Origin of the sequence: Streptomyces sp. NPDC015125, assembly GCF_043080045.1 — a bacterium.
Classification (GTDB): domain Bacteria; phylum Actinomycetota; class Actinomycetes; order Streptomycetales; family Streptomycetaceae; genus Streptomyces.
Genome location: NZ_JBIBVF010000001.1, coordinates 1,010,678 through 1,025,099, shown reverse-complemented (window position 1 = coordinate 1,025,099; position 14,422 = coordinate 1,010,678). Strand labels below are relative to the sequence as shown.

Annotated in this window: 15 protein-coding genes and 2 pseudogenes; 10 read left to right on the top strand and 7 right to left on the bottom strand. The window is 71.6% G+C overall.

Annotation, left to right across the window (positions count from 1 at the left end):
* The first annotated feature begins 117 nt into the window (after positions 1–117).
* The 3 genes from ACF088_RS04495 to ACF088_RS04485 all read left to right on the top strand — a co-directional run bounded on the left by ACF088_RS04495 (position 118) and on the right by ACF088_RS04485 (position 1,122).
* Complete coding sequence (locus ACF088_RS04495) at positions 118–279, top strand: hypothetical protein (protein WP_392373861.1); 162 nt, start codon at positions 118–120, stop codon at positions 277–279.
* A gap of 189 nt (positions 280–468) precedes the next feature.
* Entirely contained in the window at positions 469–933 is a 465-nt protein-coding gene (locus ACF088_RS04490) for a glycine-rich domain-containing protein (protein ID WP_392373860.1), read from the top strand.
* A 36-nt stretch (positions 934–969) separates the two neighbouring features.
* Positions 970–1,122: a hypothetical protein gene (locus ACF088_RS04485; protein ID WP_392374007.1), complete on the top strand. Its 153-nt coding sequence runs from the start codon at positions 970–972 to the stop codon at positions 1,120–1,122.
* 108 nt (positions 1,123–1,230) lie between these two features.
* Here the strand turns inward: ACF088_RS04485 and ACF088_RS04480 are convergent.
* Positions 1,231–1,418, bottom strand: a pseudogene (locus ACF088_RS04480) (quinone oxidoreductase); the annotation flags it as partial.
* Positions 1,419–1,546: 128 nt separating this feature from the next.
* Here ACF088_RS04480 and ACF088_RS04475 point away from each other — a divergent pair.
* Positions 1,547–1,876 (top strand): annotated as a pseudogene (locus ACF088_RS04475) (ArsR/SmtB family transcription factor).
* Positions 1,877–2,097: 221 nt separating this feature from the next.
* On the top strand, positions 2,098–2,478 hold the full coding sequence (locus ACF088_RS04470) for a VOC family protein (protein ID WP_392373859.1): 381 nt from the start codon (positions 2,098–2,100) through the stop codon (positions 2,476–2,478).
* Between the two features lie 18 nt (positions 2,479–2,496).
* On the opposite strand, the gene ACF088_RS04465 is transcribed toward ACF088_RS04470, so the two are convergent.
* The gene (locus ACF088_RS04465; protein ID WP_392373858.1) at positions 2,497–3,150 is read right to left on the bottom strand and encodes a TetR/AcrR family transcriptional regulator; all 654 of its coding nucleotides are present in this window, start codon (positions 3,148–3,150) and stop codon (positions 2,497–2,499) included.
* 198 nt (positions 3,151–3,348) lie between these two features.
* On the opposite strand from ACF088_RS04465, the gene ACF088_RS04460 reads away from it, so the two are divergent.
* Complete coding sequence (locus ACF088_RS04460) at positions 3,349–4,056, top strand: SRPBCC family protein (RefSeq protein WP_392373857.1); 708 nt, start codon at positions 3,349–3,351, stop codon at positions 4,054–4,056.
* Positions 4,057–4,139: 83 nt separating this feature from the next.
* Here ACF088_RS04460 and ACF088_RS04455 read toward each other — a convergent pair whose 3' ends face one another.
* Positions 4,140–5,387: an MFS transporter gene (locus ACF088_RS04455; RefSeq protein WP_392373856.1), complete on the bottom strand. Its 1,248-nt coding sequence runs from the start codon at positions 5,385–5,387 to the stop codon at positions 4,140–4,142.
* Positions 5,388–5,594: 207 nt separating this feature from the next.
* On the opposite strand from ACF088_RS04455, the gene ACF088_RS04450 reads away from it, so the two are divergent.
* The gene (locus ACF088_RS04450; protein ID WP_392373855.1) at positions 5,595–6,755 is read left to right on the top strand and encodes a trypsin-like serine peptidase; all 1,161 of its coding nucleotides are present in this window, start codon (positions 5,595–5,597) and stop codon (positions 6,753–6,755) included.
* Between the two features lie 312 nt (positions 6,756–7,067).
* On the opposite strand, the gene ACF088_RS04445 is transcribed toward ACF088_RS04450, so the two are convergent.
* Together ACF088_RS04445 and ACF088_RS04440 are read right to left on the bottom strand one after the other, a co-directional pair.
* Positions 7,068–7,583 (bottom strand): putative immunity protein, encoded by a 516-nt coding sequence (locus ACF088_RS04445; RefSeq protein WP_392373854.1) that lies wholly within the window; start codon positions 7,581–7,583, stop codon positions 7,068–7,070.
* 107 nt (positions 7,584–7,690) lie between these two features.
* On the bottom strand, positions 7,691–9,154 hold the full coding sequence (locus tag ACF088_RS04440) for a PLP-dependent aminotransferase family protein (protein ID WP_392373853.1): 1,464 nt from the start codon (positions 9,152–9,154) through the stop codon (positions 7,691–7,693).
* Positions 9,155–9,200: 46 nt separating this feature from the next.
* On the opposite strand from ACF088_RS04440, the gene ACF088_RS04435 reads away from it, so the two are divergent.
* Entirely contained in the window at positions 9,201–9,686 is a 486-nt protein-coding gene (locus ACF088_RS04435; protein WP_392373852.1) for a carboxymuconolactone decarboxylase family protein, read from the top strand.
* Positions 9,687–9,857: 171 nt separating this feature from the next.
* Here ACF088_RS04435 and ACF088_RS04430 read toward each other — a convergent pair whose 3' ends face one another.
* Together ACF088_RS04430 and ACF088_RS04425 are read right to left on the bottom strand one after the other, a co-directional pair.
* The gene (locus ACF088_RS04430) at positions 9,858–10,610 is read right to left on the bottom strand and encodes an isocitrate lyase/phosphoenolpyruvate mutase family protein (RefSeq protein WP_392373851.1); all 753 of its coding nucleotides are present in this window, start codon (positions 10,608–10,610) and stop codon (positions 9,858–9,860) included.
* Complete coding sequence (locus ACF088_RS04425; RefSeq protein ID WP_392373850.1) at positions 10,607–11,188, bottom strand: carboxymuconolactone decarboxylase family protein; 582 nt, start codon at positions 11,186–11,188, stop codon at positions 10,607–10,609. The genes ACF088_RS04430 and ACF088_RS04425 overlap by 4 nt, the downstream gene beginning before the upstream one ends.
* Positions 11,189–11,235: 47 nt before the next feature.
* On the opposite strand from ACF088_RS04425, the gene ACF088_RS04420 reads away from it, so the two are divergent.
* Both ACF088_RS04420 and ACF088_RS04415 read left to right on the top strand, forming a co-directional pair.
* Positions 11,236–12,648: a PLP-dependent aminotransferase family protein gene (locus tag ACF088_RS04420; protein ID WP_392373849.1), complete on the top strand. Its 1,413-nt coding sequence runs from the start codon at positions 11,236–11,238 to the stop codon at positions 12,646–12,648.
* Between the two features lie 502 nt (positions 12,649–13,150).
* A partial coding sequence (locus tag ACF088_RS04415) for an Ig-like domain repeat protein (RefSeq protein ID WP_392373848.1) occupies positions 13,151–14,422 on the top strand: 1,272 nt, incomplete at its 3' end.

Below are 14,422 nucleotides of genomic sequence, written 5' to 3'. Positions count from 1 at the left end.
GCATCGTCACGTACTGGACGTGCCTTGCCGCGATCGTTTTCGTGATCGCCGTCGGCAGCGCCGGGGGTGGTCATGGATAGCCGCTGCGGTTGCGGGGCCACCCTCGACCTTCGACTCGTGGAGATCGACACCGCCACCGGGCCCGCGCGCACGGTCACGTGCTGCGGCGCCTGCGCACCCGGCCCGGTCGGGCCGCCCATCCCGGACGGCGTCGCGCGCATCCTCGCGCGGCGCGCCGGTGTCCCCCTCCCCGGCGAGCCCGAGAGGCTGCGCCCCTGAAGCCCCCGCAGCGCTGAGACCCCCGCGCACGGCGCTGCGGGATACGTCGGCCGCCGCCCCGTCCCCCCGACACCGGCGGCCGACCGCACACCTAGACCCCCGTCCCGGCCGGTTCCTTGGCCGGACAGCGCGGCCGGGACGGGTTCGGGCCTCCACAGCGAGGCATCACCTCACCGATTGGAGAACCACATGGGCCAGTCTGCACGATCGTTACTCAGCGAGGAGCAGTTCGCCGCCGTCTGCTCCACCATCCGGACCGACAACCCCGACGTCGAGGCGGACGACGCCTCGGTGATCCTCGAAGAGGCTCTCGCGTTCGTCGCGGCCTGCGCCACTTTCCCCGCCGCCCGCCTCGTTCCCTCGCGCGTGGTCGATGCCGGCTGGCACGCGCTCATCCTGCACACGCAGGTCTATGCCGAACTGTGCGGCCGGCTGGGAGCCTTCATCCACCACCGGCCCGAGGAGCCCGACCCCACCCGCTACGACCAGGACATCATGGATCGCACCATGGCCCTGATCGAAGAGGCCGGGTACAGCGTGGACGTGGACCTGTGGGGCCCGCCGGACGGCGAGCTGGTCTCGGTGGCCGCGCAGTGCCAGCACTCCGAGCCCCGAGAGCGGCCGATCATCATCCAGCCCAAGCCGAAGGGCTAGCGCTAGCCTTCAAGTTCGCGGACGGAGAGGACTGCCATGGAGTGGATCAACCCGAAGTATGCCGAGGTCGTGAAGGCCATGAAGACGGCCCGGGTCGCGATCGGCAGCGATGAGCGGCCGCCCATTCGAGCCTTCCTGGTCCCCGACGCCGTGAACGAGGAGGACCGGCCGCCACACTCCCACGAGTGATAGGCGCCACCCGCCCTGTGGGTCGACCATAGGGCGGTGTCCATCTCGCAAGAGGGGTAGCCATGACCACAGCGACAGCGTTACCGCCGTCGACAGAGACCGCGGTGCTTCCAGGCCCGGCCGGAAGGGCAGGGCCGGGACGCGGTAGCCCTCGGCGCGGGCCTTGAGATCGGCGAAGTTCACCCCGGCGTAGGCGACATCGATACTCACCTGCCCGGGCCCCGGCTCGGGAACGTCGGTCTCCACGATCCTCAGGACTCAGGACCGCCGTACTCCTGGAACTCCACCGCACGCATGACAGCACACACCCCTCACGAGTGTTCAATGGGATGCGAACACTCCAACTGTGTGATCTGGATCGAACGCTCGGCAAGAGCGATCAAGCAAGAGCGATCAAGCAAGAGCGATCAAGGGGGATCGAGGAATGTCGGATCGCAGTAGCCACCGCGCCGAGCCGGTGCACACCCACCCCGAGGACGTCCCCGTCGAGTCCGCCCTCGCCGCCCTCGCCGACCCCGTACGACTCCAGCTGGTCCGCGAGTTGGCGGCTTCCGCCGACTGATCGCACAGCTGCGGCAGCTTCCGGGTTGAGGTCGGCAAGGCCGCATTGAGCCACCACTTCGGCGTACTGCGTGCCGCGGGCCTGGTGGAACAGCGCGACCAGGGCCCCAAGCGCCTCAACCGCCTGCGCCGCGAGGAGTTCGACGCCCGCTTTCCGGGGCTGCTCGGCCTGGTGCTGCGCGAGGAGGGTTAGGCCGGACCAGCGGTTCAGGACTGGTGGGCCAGGGCCGGGGGTTCAGGAACGGCGGTTCAGGGGCGGCGGACCAGGGCCAGCGGACCAGGACCGGAGTAGCAGGACCGATGGACCAGGACCGGGACCAACGGCCGATCCGGACTCCCTGATCGGGCAGATACGTTCGTCGTGAAACCACCGACGGCGCTCTGTCCCAGCCGGGCGCCCCCAGAGGAGCTCCCATGCGCGTCACTGCCTTCGACCATCTCGTCCTGAACGTCTCCGACGTCGACCGCTCGCTCGACTTCTACTGCGGCCGGCTCGGTCTGGAGCCGGTCCGCGTCGACGCCTGGCGTGCGGGCGAGGTGCCCTTCCCCTCCGTGCGCGTGAGCCCGACGACCATCATCGACCTCGCCCAGGGGCCCCGCGAGGGCTCCAACGTCGACCACCTCTGCCTGGTCGTCGAGCCCGTCGACTGGCAGGAGGTCATCGACTCGGGCGAGTTCACGGTGGTCGACGGCCCCGGGCCGCGCTTCGGCGCCCGCGGCGAGGGTGAGTCCCTGTACGTCAGCGACCCGGACGGCAATATCGTCGAGCTCCGCTGGTATGCGCACGACGCCTAGGCCGCGCCGCGTGCGACCTCAGGACCGTGGTGCCAGCAGGTCGTCCAGTTCGGCCGTGAAGAGCAGGGCGGGGTCGAGGTTCATGCCGGTGAAGTGGCCGGCGAGTTCCAGCGACAGGACGCCGTGCAGGCGGGTCCAGAAGGTCAGGAACCGGTGGAGGGCCGCGGGTGGGGCGGGGTGGCCGGCGGCCCAGTCCCGGTGGTCCGCCAGGTAGGTGTCGAAGGGCGTCGTGGCGTCTTCCGGGGCGAGCTCCGTGCACGCGTCGACCAGGGTCGTCATGATCTCGGAGGAGATGGCGGTGGTGTCCTCGGGCGCGTGGTAGCCGGGGACGGGGGTGCCGTAGACGAGGAAGTACCGCTGCGGGTCCGCCAGGGCCCAGTCGCGCAGGGCGTGTGCCAGCCCGGCCAGGTCGGCGCCATCGGTGGAGGCCGCGCGGAGGGTCTCGGCGAGGCTTCGGTACGCCTCCCGGACGAGTTCGGTGATCAGGTCGTCGCGGCTGGCGAAGTAGCGGTAGAGCGCCGGTCCGCTCATGCCCATCTGCTTGGCGATCGCGTTGAGGGAGAGCGCGGACGCCCCCGCCGTGGCGATCTGCTCCCAGGCGCGTTCCGTGATCTCTGCCCGCACCTGGGCCCGATAGCGCTCCCGCGGGGTGTTCGCGCCCGTCGTCGCCATGGCCTGTCACCGTCCCCATGCATCCGGATATATCTTCAAGAGTTGGTTAGAGGTTATCACGCAACTGTTGACCTGCCGCTCTGGGTGGCGTTATAAGTGCTAACGAAGGTGTGAGGTTGTAGTCCGAATGCGTGCGGTGTGGTCGCGCCCCCGCCGGACGGGCAGCGCTCACACCCCCGACCGACAGAGGGGAACTCCATGTCCGGCTTCCGCAGCACCGGCTTCCGCAGCACCGGCTTCCGTCACACTGGCTCCCGGAGCACCGGCTTCCGCGCCGCCCTGTTCGCCGTCCCGCTCGCTCTCGGCCTCCTTGGCACCGCCGCCGTACCCGCGGGGGCGGCCGGCTCCCCCACCTCCCGCATCTCTCACCCCTCCCACCCCGGCACGTCCCTCACCTGCCGGGGGAAGGGCGTCGACCCCGACGCTCTCGTCCGCCACCGGACCGAGACCGTGATCCATGCCCCGCTGCGCACCGTCTGGAAGCTGCAGACCGACGTGGAGCACTGGCCGTCCTGGCAGGCCCCCGTCGAGACCGTGCAACGCCTCGACCACGGCCCGTTCCGCAAGGGTTCGGCATTCCGGTGGACGACCCCGGTACCCCCCAACCCCTCGACTCCCGCCACCAGTCTGGAGATCACCTCGACCGTCCGGCAGATCAAGGGCCACTCGTGCCTCCGCTGGACCGGCCCGGCGATCGGCGAAGGGCTGCGCATCGACGGTGTCCACGTATGGAACTTCACCAAGGTCAAGGGCGGCGTCCGGGTGAGTACCGAGGAGACCCACACCGGCGCCCAGGTCGAAGCGGACGTTCCCACCGCGACCAAGATCCTCCGCGAGGGCCTCGAAGCATGGCTGCGCAACCTGAAGTCCGCCGCCGAAGCCCGCGCCGACCACCGGCCGCTCTGAGCCAGGAACCGGGGCCGCGCCCGCCGTGCGTCACTCGGCGGGACAGCTGGACCGGGCGTCGTTCAGCAGCGAGGCGCCGCGGGTCACGCCTGCTCCCCAACGGGCTCCCGAGGGGCGGCCTGCGGCGCGGGTGCGCGGCGGGGCAGCAGCAGAGGAGTGCACAGGAGGAGCGCACCGGCAAGGACGATGGCGGTGCGGGTGCCGGTGAGGCCGGCGAGCAGTCCCCAGCACGCCGTCAGGGCCGCGGTGGTGGTGCTGCTCGTGATGGACCACGCCGTCAGGGTGCGGGTCACGCGGTCGGTGGCGGTGTGGGCGAGCCGGTAGGTGGCGAACACCGGGGTGAAGATGCCCATGCACAGGATCAGGCCGAACTCGACAACGATGAGGAGGGCGAGCCCCGAGGGGCCGGGACCGATGAACCCCAGCCCCACGGACCAGCACGCCCGCAGGGCGCCGGCGGTGAGCAGTACCCGGTGCTGTCCGAACCTCGTGACCAAGGGCCGGGCGAGCCGTGAGCCGACGAGGCCGCCGATGCACGACACACCGAAGGCCAGGCCGTACTGCCACGGTGCAAAGCCAAGGTCGTGCAGGAGGAGGACGGTCAGCAGCGGCATGGTCGCCATGATCAGCCCGTTCACCAGGCCGGTGTTGAAGAACAGCGGCCGCAGGTGGGGGTGGCCCAGGATGTAGCGCCAGCCCTCAACGACGTCGGCCATGGTGAACCGCTGGGCGGGGCGGCCCGGCGCCTGCGCTTCCTGGCCGCCGATCGCCCGGATCCCGAGTGCGGAGAGCAGGAAGCTGACCGCGTTCGCCGCCACCGTCGTCAACGGCCCGAACACCCCGATGGCGACACCCCCCAGGGGCGGACCGAGCGCGGTGGCCGTCCAAGTGGTGGTTTCGAACCTGCCGTTGGCCACCAAGAGGTCGTCGGGCCTCACCAGGGCCTTCAGATACGCGCCGCTCGCGGCGGTGAACACGATGTTGGCAGCCGCGACGATCACCGATACGACGACGAGCTGGGCGAAGCTCAACCCGCCGAGCGCGTACGCGGCGGGCACGGTCAGCAACGCCGTGAACCGGAGCAGGTCCATACCCACCATGACCGGCCGTTTACGACGGAACTCCACCCACGGCCCCAGCGGGATCGCGATCAACGCCCCCACCGCCAGGCCTGCCGCGGACAGCACGGACACCTGCGCCGTTCCGCTGTGCAGCACCAGCACGGCGATGAGCGGGAACGCATCGAGCGAAAGCCAGGTCCCGGCGGCGCTGGCGGCGTACGCGGCCCACAGCCAACCGAACTCCCGCCCCAACGACTGCCGGTGTCTCACCCTTTGCTCCGTCCCGTCCTGTTGTCCGCTGTGACGCTGTGACGCTGTGACCCTGTGACGCCGGGGCGCCGGGACGTCGGGACGCCGGGACCTGGCTGCCCGGCGGTCTTGGCGCCACGGCATAGTAGAGCGCAGCCCGATGAGGGACATGACAATTACGGCGCGCTGCTCGCCCGGCGCCGCCGCCTAGCAGGGGGACTTCGCTCGATGCCATCCATCCGCCGCTCCACCGCCGCGGCCGCGGCACTGGTCGCGCTGCTCACGGGCACCGTCACCGCCTGCGGCCCCAGTGACGACAAGGCCGCCGCTTCGGGTGCCGCCGACCAGAAAGGCCAGGGTGACGGGGGGCTCCAGATCCCCAAGGGCATGCCGACCAGCCTGGACGATCTGAAGAAGTGGAAGGACGGCGGTTGGCAGAACTGGGACAAGTGGGCCCGCAAGGCGTCGGACTTCGCCAACCCGGTCATCAAGGACCACTGGAAGTCGGACCGGCTGGCCAAGGCGAAGAACTCGCCCGAGATCGGGGTGAAGGCCACCGGCGCGGGCAGCGAGTTCGACGCCACGGACCCCGAGCCGCAGCCCATCACCGCCAAGCAGGTCGCCCGCCCGTACCACCAGCACATGGCACCGGTCGGAAAGATCTTCTTCGACAGCCCGAAGGGCCCGATGGTCTGCTCCGGCACGATCGTCGAGGACCCCGCGCACCCGGGCAAGTCCAACCTGGTGTGGACCGCGGGCCACTGCGTGCACTCCGGCAAGCAGGGCGGCTGGATGCGCAACATCGTCTTCGTGCCGTCCTACAACGACAACGGCGTGGCGATGAACCAGGTCAGCGGCGCCCCCTCCCAGCAGGTCACCCCGTACGGCCGGTTCTGGGCCGACTGGATCACCACGTCCGGTGAGTGGATCAACATGGGCAGCCAGCACACCGGCAACGGCGGCTCCGCCTACGACTTCGCGGTGCTGCACGTGAAGCCGGAGAACGGCGGCGGCAAGTCGCTCCAGGAGACCGTGGGGAACGCCGCCCGGGTCGCGTTCGACACTCCCTCCGCCGACCGCATCGCCTCCCTGGACGCCTTCGGCTATCCGGCGGCGCCGCCGTTCGACGGCGCGCGCATGATGAACTGCCCGGCCCGCCCCGGCCGCCTCGTCATGCAGCAGGGCACACCCGCCATGAACCGCATCGGCTGCAACATGACCGGCGGCACCTCCGGCGGCGGCTGGTTCGTCAACCACGGCGGCAAGCTGACGCTGGTGTCCAACACCTCGATCAGCTCCAACGCCCACACCTGGCTGGCCGGTCCGCACCTCGGCCCGGAGGCCGAGCGGGTCTTCCACGACATCAGCCAGAAGTTCGCGAACCGGTAGGCGAGGGCCGGGAGTCGGTAGGCGAGGGCCGGGAGCCGGGAGGCGGAGGCCGGGAGGCGGAGGCCGGGAGGCGAGGCGGGCCGGCTCCCGGTGTGTCGTCGGCAGCGTCGTCTCCGTAGCCGCGGCGGGTGAAGTGCGCATCGTCGAGGACGAGTCAGCAGCCGGCCGCGAACAGGTTCGCCGGCAGCCTGGCCGCCCGGCAGAGGCGGTCGGGCTGGTGGGCCGCGCACGGCCCGCCGTGCGGGTTCGAAGACCGAGAGATGCCGGCGGCGGTCATCGCCGGGTGGACGGTGCAGGTGCCCCGACGCGCGCTCAGCAGTCGAACACCGACCAGCAGATGCCGTTCCGCAATCGCTGGTCGTCAAGCACGAGCTCGCGAATCTCCGCCGGGAGCTGGTCACGCTGCCATTGGCACTCGCGTCGCCCTGCGGCCTCGCCCTCGCCCTCCGGCGCGGCAGCGCGTGCGGCCTTGATCGCATAGGCGGCCGCACCGAGCTCGTGTGCGGCGACGTGTGCGACGACCCCGGCCTGGCCGGCGGCGTACGCGGCATGCCGGGCTGCACCACGCAGGTCTCGGGCCGCGCCCATGGCATGGCCTCCCGCCGCGCGAGCCTGCATCATCCTGACCTCGCCACGCACCCAGGCGCGGGCATGCTCGATCGCCTGACGCGGCCGTGGGTCCTCGGGCCGAGCCGACTCGAAGAGGCCAAGGACGTGCTCCGCACAAGATGCCGCCCAGAGAGCGAGGAGATGGTGATCCGCATCAGTGAGGGTCCCACCGCGGCGGATCGTCACGAAGCGGGGGTCCCGGACCTTCGGGAGGATCATGGTTGGCGCTCCTTCTCCGGGATTTCCGAGTCCGCAGGAATCCAGTACTACCCGCGCGTGCGCCCTTGCCCTGCACTTCTCAGCGATGCTCTCCGGCGCCGAATGAGCTAGCTCCGAGCCTTCGGCGGCAACAAGGCCCGGCACAGCGCCGCCAGGGCGCCGGGGAAGGCGCTGTCGGTGGGTGTTGCGTAGCCGATGACCAGGCCGTGACGGGGCGGCATGGTGGCGGCGGGGTGGCGGTAGCCGGAGAGGCCGTCGAGGGCCAGGCCCTGCCGGCGGGCGGCGCGCAGGGCCGTGTGTTCATCCGACTCGGCCGCGTCGTCGGGGAGTTGGAGGACGGCGTGCAGTCCGGCGGAGATGCCGGTGACGGTGAGGTCCGGCGCGTGGGTGGTCACCGCGTCGATCAGCTGGTCGCGGCGTCTGCGGTAGCGCTGGCGCATACGGCGGATGTGCCGGTCGTAGGAGCCGTGGGTGAGGAACTCCGCGAGGGTGAGCTGGTCGGTGACGCCGGCCCAGGCCTCGCGCTCGCCCTTGGCCTCCAGTACGGCGTCGACGAGACGGTCGGGGAGCACCATCCAGCCCAGGCGCACCGCGGGGGACAGGCTCTTGCTGACCGAGCCGATGTGCAGGACGCGCTCCGGATCGAGGCCCTGGAGGGCGCCGACGGGCTTGCGGTCGTAGCGGAATTCGCCGTCGTAGTCGTCCTCCAAAATGAACCCGCCGGTGGCGCGTGCCCAGTTGATGGCGGCCGTCCGGCGGTCGGGGTGGAGCGGTACGCCGGTGGGGAACTGGTGGGCGGGGGTGAGGAGGGCCGCGCCCATGCCGTCGAGTCGGGCCAACTGCGCGGTGTCGGCGCCGTGTGCGTCGAGGTCGAGGGGGTGGGTGCGGAGGCCGGTGGTGGTCAGGAGGTGACGGTGGAAGGGGAGGCCGTAGGACTCGACGGCGAGCGGGCCGGGGAGGACGGCGGGCAGGAGCAGGCGCAGGGCGTGGGCGAAGCCGGAGCAGATGACGATGCGTTCGGGGTCGGTGCGCACGCCGCGGGTGCGGGCCAGGTAGTCGGCGAGAGCGCGGCGCAGTTCGGGGCGGCCACGGGGGTCGCCGGGGCCGAAGGCGTCGTGCGGGGCGGCGGTCAGTGCGCGGCGGGCGGCGGCGAGCCAGGCGGTGCGCGGGAAGGACGCGGCGTCCGGCCGGCCCTGGAGGAGGTTGTGGGTGGGGCGGCTCGCCTGGGCACGGTGGGCCGGGGCGCGGCCGGGCGTCAGCGGCTCGGTGCTCCCCCGGACTCCGTCCGGGAGGTGCCGCCGGGCGACGCGGGTGCCGGAGCCCTGGCGGGCGCTGAGCCAGCCCTCGGCGACCAGTTCGGCGTAGGCGTCGGCGACGGTGTTACGGACGATACCGAGGTCGGCGGCGAGTGAGCGGTAGGGCGGCAGACGGGTGCCGGGGGCCAGGCGGCCGGACCGTACGGCGTCCCGCAGCGCCCGGATGAGGACGGCACGGCGGCTGCCGGCTCCGGTCAGCTCCAGATGCAGATCGGCGCCCAGGCTCTCGGCAAGATTGACCCATGATTCCGGCATGGAAATGCACCCTACAGACGGTCGCCCGTGCTTCTAGATTCAAGGCATGACGCTTCAAGAGCACAGCAACGACGCAGAGGTCCGCAGCGCCAGGGTGAACTTCGCCCAGGCCGCACCGAAGGCCTTCAAAGCGCTGATCGGTTTCGATGCCGCGGCTCGTGAGGGCTTGGACCCCGCCCTGGTCGAACTGGTCCAGATCCGCTCCTCGCAGCTCAACAAGTGTGCGTACTGCCTCCATATGCACACCTCCGACGCCCACAAGGCGGGCGAGAGCGCGGAGCGGCTGCACATGGTGGCCGTATGGGAGGAGGCGGCGCACTTCTTCACCGCGAAGGAGCGGGCGGCGCTGGCCCTCACCGAGGCCGTGACGCTGGTCGCTCAGGGGGGCGTGCCGGACGAGGTCTACGAGCGCGCCGCCCGCCACTTCGAGGAGGCGGAGCTGGCCCGGCTGCTGGCGCTGATCTTCACCATCAACACGTGGAACCGGATCGCCATCAGCACGGGGAAGGTACCGGGGACCGACGAGCGGTAGGGGGCGGTGGGCGCGGCGCTCCCCGGCTCGGACCTCATGGGCTCGGATCTCATGGGCTCGGCTCGTGGGTTCGGCGCTCGCGGGCGCGGCGCGGGCCGTCAGCCCCCCCCGCGGGCCGTCAGCCCCCCCCGCAGGCCGTCAGCCCCGCGGGCCGTCAGCTCCCGCGGGCCGTCAGTCCTCCGCCACCAGCTCCTCCCGCAACCGCTCCGCCATCCCGGCCACCGCTGCCATCGTCCGGCATTGGAGGCCGGGGCCGAAGGTGATCCGGGCCGCGCCGAGGGCGCCGAGTTCGCGCGGGGTGGGGCCGTCCGGTGTCACCACGGCATTGACGGGGAGGCCGATACCGGCGGCCAGGGCGGCCAGCTCCGGGGGCGGGGCGAGGAACGGATAGACGCAGTCGGCGCCGGCGGCTGCGTACAGCCGGCCGCGCCGGACCGCCTCCTCGGTGTCCTGGACACCGTGCAGGTAGGTGTCGATCCGGGCGTTGAGCACCAGCGCCTCGCCGGCCTCGGCCCGTACCCGGGCCAGCCAGTCCGCCTGTTCCTGCGGGTCCCGTAGGGCGCCGGTGGCAGGGTCGGTGTCCTCCAGGTTGCAGCCCACCACCCCGGCGTCCATGAGGCGGCCCACCAACTCCTCGGCGGACAGCCCGTATCCGGCCTCCACATCGGCCGAGACCGGGATGTCCACGGACCGCACGATCCGGGCGACGGCTGCGAACATCTCGTCGGCCGGCGTCCGGCCGTCCTCGTATCCGAGGGAGGCCGCGATGCCTGCACTGGGGGTGGCGAGTGCCGGGAAGCCGGCGTCCGCGAACACCCGGGCGCTGGCCGCGTCCCAGGGGCCGGGGAGGACCAGGGGCAGTTCGGGCCCGTGGTGCAGGGCGCGCAGTGCGGTGGCGGCCAGGGGGCGGTCCGTGGTGGTCATGCCCGGCCCGGGGCCAGGCGGGTGGACACGCCGAAGCGGTTCCAGGCGTTGATGGTGGTGATCACCGCGATCAGGTGGGCCAGTTCGGCTTGGTCGAAGTGGGCGGCGGCACGGTCGTAGACGGCGTCGGGAACGAAGCCCTCGGTGAGCAGGGTGACGGCTTCGGTGAGGGCGAGGGCGGCTTGCTCCTTGGGGGAGTAGAAGTCGGCGGCCTCCTCCCAGGCGTTGAGGAGGTAGATCCGCTGCTCGGTCTCGCCGGCCGCACGGGCGTCCTTGACGTGCATGTCGAGGCAGAACGCGCAGTGATTGAGCTGCGAGGCACGGATCTTCACCAGCTCGACCAGCGTCGGGTCGAGGTCCTTCTTCGCCGCCACCTCCAGCGCGATCATGGCCTTGTAGACCTCCGGCGCGAGCTTCGCCCAGGGCAGGCGGGGGCCGTGCCCGTGTGCCGGCTGCGTTGCCTGAGCTGTCTGTGTCCGAGCTGTCTGTGTCCGAGCTGCTGGAGTGGGCGGTGCGGGTTGAGCTGCTGGAGTGGGCGGTGCGGGCTGGGCTGCCTGCTGTGCTGTCCGTGTCGTCATGCCTACGACGCTACGGTGGCAATGGCATAGCTGTATGGTCCATTTCCATGGAGAATTCCTGGGCCACTTTCGGGCGTGATCTGCACCTGGATCTCACCGGTCCCGGCGGTCTGCGCGCCGCGCTGCTGCGGGCGCTGCGGGACGCGGTACGGTCCGGCCGCCTGGCCCCCGGCACCCGGCTGCCCTCCTCCCGCTCGCTCGCCGCCGACCTCGGCATCGCCCGTAACACCGTCGCCGACGCCTACGCCGAGCTGGTCGCCGAGGGCTGGCTCAGCGCCCGCCAGGGCTCCGGCACCCGGGTCGCCGAGAGGGTCCTGCCGCGGGCCACGCCCGCCGCCCGGCGTGCCCCGGGCCCGGCCGGCCGCGCCGACCGGCCGCGCTTCGCCCTCACCCCGGGCACCCCCGATGTCTCCGCCTTCCCTCGCACCGCCTGGCTGGCCGCCGCCCGCCGCGCACTGACCACCGCCCCCAGCGAGGCCTTCGGCTACAACACCGCCTACGGCCGCCCCGAGCTGCGCACCGTCCTCGCCGACTACCTCGCCCGCGCCCGCGGCGTACGCGCCGACCCCGACCGCATCGTCATCTGCGCCGGTTTCTTGCAGGGGCTGGCCCTGCTCAGCCGCGTCCTGGGCGCCGGGCGGCTGGCCGTCGAGTCGTACGGCCTCGACTTCCACCGCGCCGTCATCACCCGCGCGGGCCTGCGCACCGTCCCGCTCCTCGTGGATGAACGCGGCGCCCGCACCGAGGAGCTGACCGCCCTCGACGACGTACGCGCGGCCCTCCTCACCCCCGCCCACCAGTTCCCCACCGGCGTACCGCTCCACCCCGACCGCCGGGCGGCCGCCATCAACTGGGCGCGCGCCACCGGCGGGTTCATCCTGGAGGACGACTACGACGGCGAATTCCGCTACGACCGCAAGCCGGTCGGCGCCCTCCAGGGCCTGGATCCCGACCACGTCGTCTACCTGGGCACCGCGAGCAAGAGCCTCGCCCCCGCGCTACGGCTGGCCTGGATGGTGCTTCCGGAACGCCTGGTCGATCCGGTGCTCGCCCTCAAGGGCACCGGCGAATGGCAGTCCGGGGCGCTGGACCAGCTCACTCTCGCCGAGTTCCTCTCCTCGGGCGCCTACGACCGCCATCTGCGCGGCATGCGGCTGCGCTACCGACGACGCCGCGATCAACTGGTGGCCGCTCTGACCGACCACGCACCCCAGGTCCGTGTCTCCGGCATCGCCGCCGGCCTGCACGCCGTACTGGAACTCCCGCCCGGCACCGAACAGTCCATCCTCCGGGCCGCCCACCGGCAGGGCCTCGCCCTGGAGGGCCTGAGCCGCTTCCACGACCCGACCGCCCCACCGGCCCCCCGCGACGCACTGGTAGTGGCTTACGGCACCCCGCCCGACCACTCCTTCGCGGGCGCCGTGGACGCCTTGCTCAGGGCGCTGCCGCCGGGGGAGTAGGAGGGGGGGAGAAGGAACGACGAACGACCGGAGCATGGGCGCCTCGCAACTGCGCTGTTGTGCAACGACGTGGAAGGTGGTGCGGCACCAGCTCTCGGCGTTGCCCTGCGCTGATCGCTCGCCACCCGTACCGACGCCCGTCGCCTCCGCGCCCCGCAGCGCGCGCCGCGGGGCGCCGTGCGAGCCGCTCTGCGCTGCGCCATTCAGGGTAAATGCGCGGGACGGCTATGGCGCGGCGCCCTGATCCGCGCGCCTACTGGTGCTCTCGACCGGCGGGTTGCCAACCTGGCGGAGGACATCGGTACGCAGATGCGAAGCTCCGTCGGCAGTAAGTACCGAGCCTGCTCCCCAGGTTGATGCCCACTTCCCGCAGCGCGTCATGCACTACGGGGAGCTGAACGGCCCGCCCTCATCACACCATCCGGAGGGCCATTCCATGGCACCCACCTTCACCTTGGCATCCGCGTCACCAAATCCAGCAGTCTTCGGACAGCCGGTCACCTTGACCGCCACTGTCATCCCGCTGGGGCTGGGGACACCCACCGGCACGGTCACCTTCGTCGTCACCGGCGGGCCCACAGTGACGGGCACACTCGTGGGTGGCACCGCGACCGTCACCGTCAGCGGTATCAGCGTCGGCTTTCATACCATCACCGCGACTTACAACGGCAGCGCTCTGTTCTCTCCGTCCAGCGGCTTGACCTCCGTGACGGTGACCAAGGCGTCGACGACCACGACGGTCACCTCGTCCCCGGACCCGTCGACCTTCGGGCAGCTGGTGTCCCTCACCGCCACCGTTGCGCCGGTCGCGCCGGGGGCGGGCACACCGACCGGCACGGTCACCTTCGTCATCGGCGGTGGCGGGGGCGGCACCCTGACGGGCACGCTCTCGGGCGGCACCGCAACCGTCACCACCAGCAGTCTCAGCGTCGGCACACACGCCATCACCGCGACCTACAACGGCAATGCCCAATTCAATCCGTCCTCCGGTACCGACACACAAACGGTGCAGGCGACCCTGCTGCCGACGACCACGACCGTCACCTCGTCCCCCGACCCGTCGGTCTTCGGGCAGGCCGTGACCTTCACGGCGACAGTCGCCCCCGTCCCGCCCGGTTCGGGTACGCCGACCGGCACGGTGACCTTCGTGATCTCCGGCGGCCCCACGCTGACGGGCACGCTCTCGGGCGGCACGGCGAGCGTCACCACCAGCAGCCTCAGCGTGGGCTCCCATACCGTCACGGCGACCTACAGCGGCAGCGGCACCTTCGCCGGGTCGAGCGGCACGGACACCCAGACCGTCAACAAGGCGTCCACGACGACCACGGTGACCTCCGCGCCCGATCCGTCGGCAGTCGGCCAGCCGGTGACGTTCACGGCGACGGTGGCCCCGGTCTCGCCGGGCGCGGGCACCCCGACCGGCACGGTCACCTTCGTCATCAGCGGTGGTCCGACCCTGACCGGCACCCTCTCCGGGGGCACGGCGAGCGTCACCACCAGCGCTCTTTCCCCCGGTACGCACACGGTCACCGCGACCTACAGCGGGGACGGAAATTTCAACGCCTCCAGCGGCACGGACACGCAGACGGTCGGCCAGGCGGCGACCACGACCACGGTGACCTCGTCGCCGGATCCGTCGGTCTTCGGGCAGTCGGTGACGTTCACGGCGACGGTGGCCCCGGTTGCGCCGGGTGCGGGTACGCCGACGGGCACGGTCACCTTCGTCATCAGCGGTGGTCCGACGCTGACCGGCACCCTCTCCGGGGGCACGGCG

Bases quoted from the DNA above. Each gene is read 5' to 3' on its own strand.
- ACF088_RS04490 (WP_392373860.1), top strand. From the start codon at position 469: ATGGGCCAGTCTGCACGATCGTTACTCAGCGAGGAGCAGTTCGCCGCC.
- ACF088_RS04485 (WP_392374007.1), top strand. From the start codon at position 970: ATGGAGTGGATCAACCCGAAGTATGCCGAGGTCGTGAAGGCCATGAAG.
- ACF088_RS04440 (WP_392373853.1), bottom strand. From the start codon at position 9,154: ATGCCGGAATCATGGGTCAATCTTGCCGAGAGCCTGGGCGCCGATCTG.
- ACF088_RS04420 (WP_392373849.1), top strand. From the start codon at position 11,236: ATGGAGAATTCCTGGGCCACTTTCGGGCGTGATCTGCACCTGGATCTC.
- ACF088_RS04425 (WP_392373850.1), bottom strand. From the start codon at position 11,188: ATGACGACACGGACAGCACAGCAGGCAGCCCAGCCCGCACCGCCCACT.
- ACF088_RS04465 (WP_392373858.1), bottom strand. From the start codon at position 3,150: ATGGCGACGACGGGCGCGAACACCCCGCGGGAGCGCTATCGGGCCCAG.
- ACF088_RS04450 (WP_392373855.1), top strand. From the start codon at position 5,595: ATGCCATCCATCCGCCGCTCCACCGCCGCGGCCGCGGCACTGGTCGCG.
- ACF088_RS04445 (WP_392373854.1), bottom strand. From the start codon at position 7,583: ATGATCCTCCCGAAGGTCCGGGACCCCCGCTTCGTGACGATCCGCCGC.
- ACF088_RS04435 (WP_392373852.1), top strand. From the start codon at position 9,201: ATGACGCTTCAAGAGCACAGCAACGACGCAGAGGTCCGCAGCGCCAGG.
- ACF088_RS04430 (WP_392373851.1), bottom strand. From the start codon at position 10,610: ATGACCACCACGGACCGCCCCCTGGCCGCCACCGCACTGCGCGCCCTG.
- ACF088_RS04470 (WP_392373859.1), top strand. From the start codon at position 2,098: ATGCGCGTCACTGCCTTCGACCATCTCGTCCTGAACGTCTCCGACGTC.
- ACF088_RS04460 (WP_392373857.1), top strand. From the start codon at position 3,349: ATGTCCGGCTTCCGCAGCACCGGCTTCCGCAGCACCGGCTTCCGTCAC.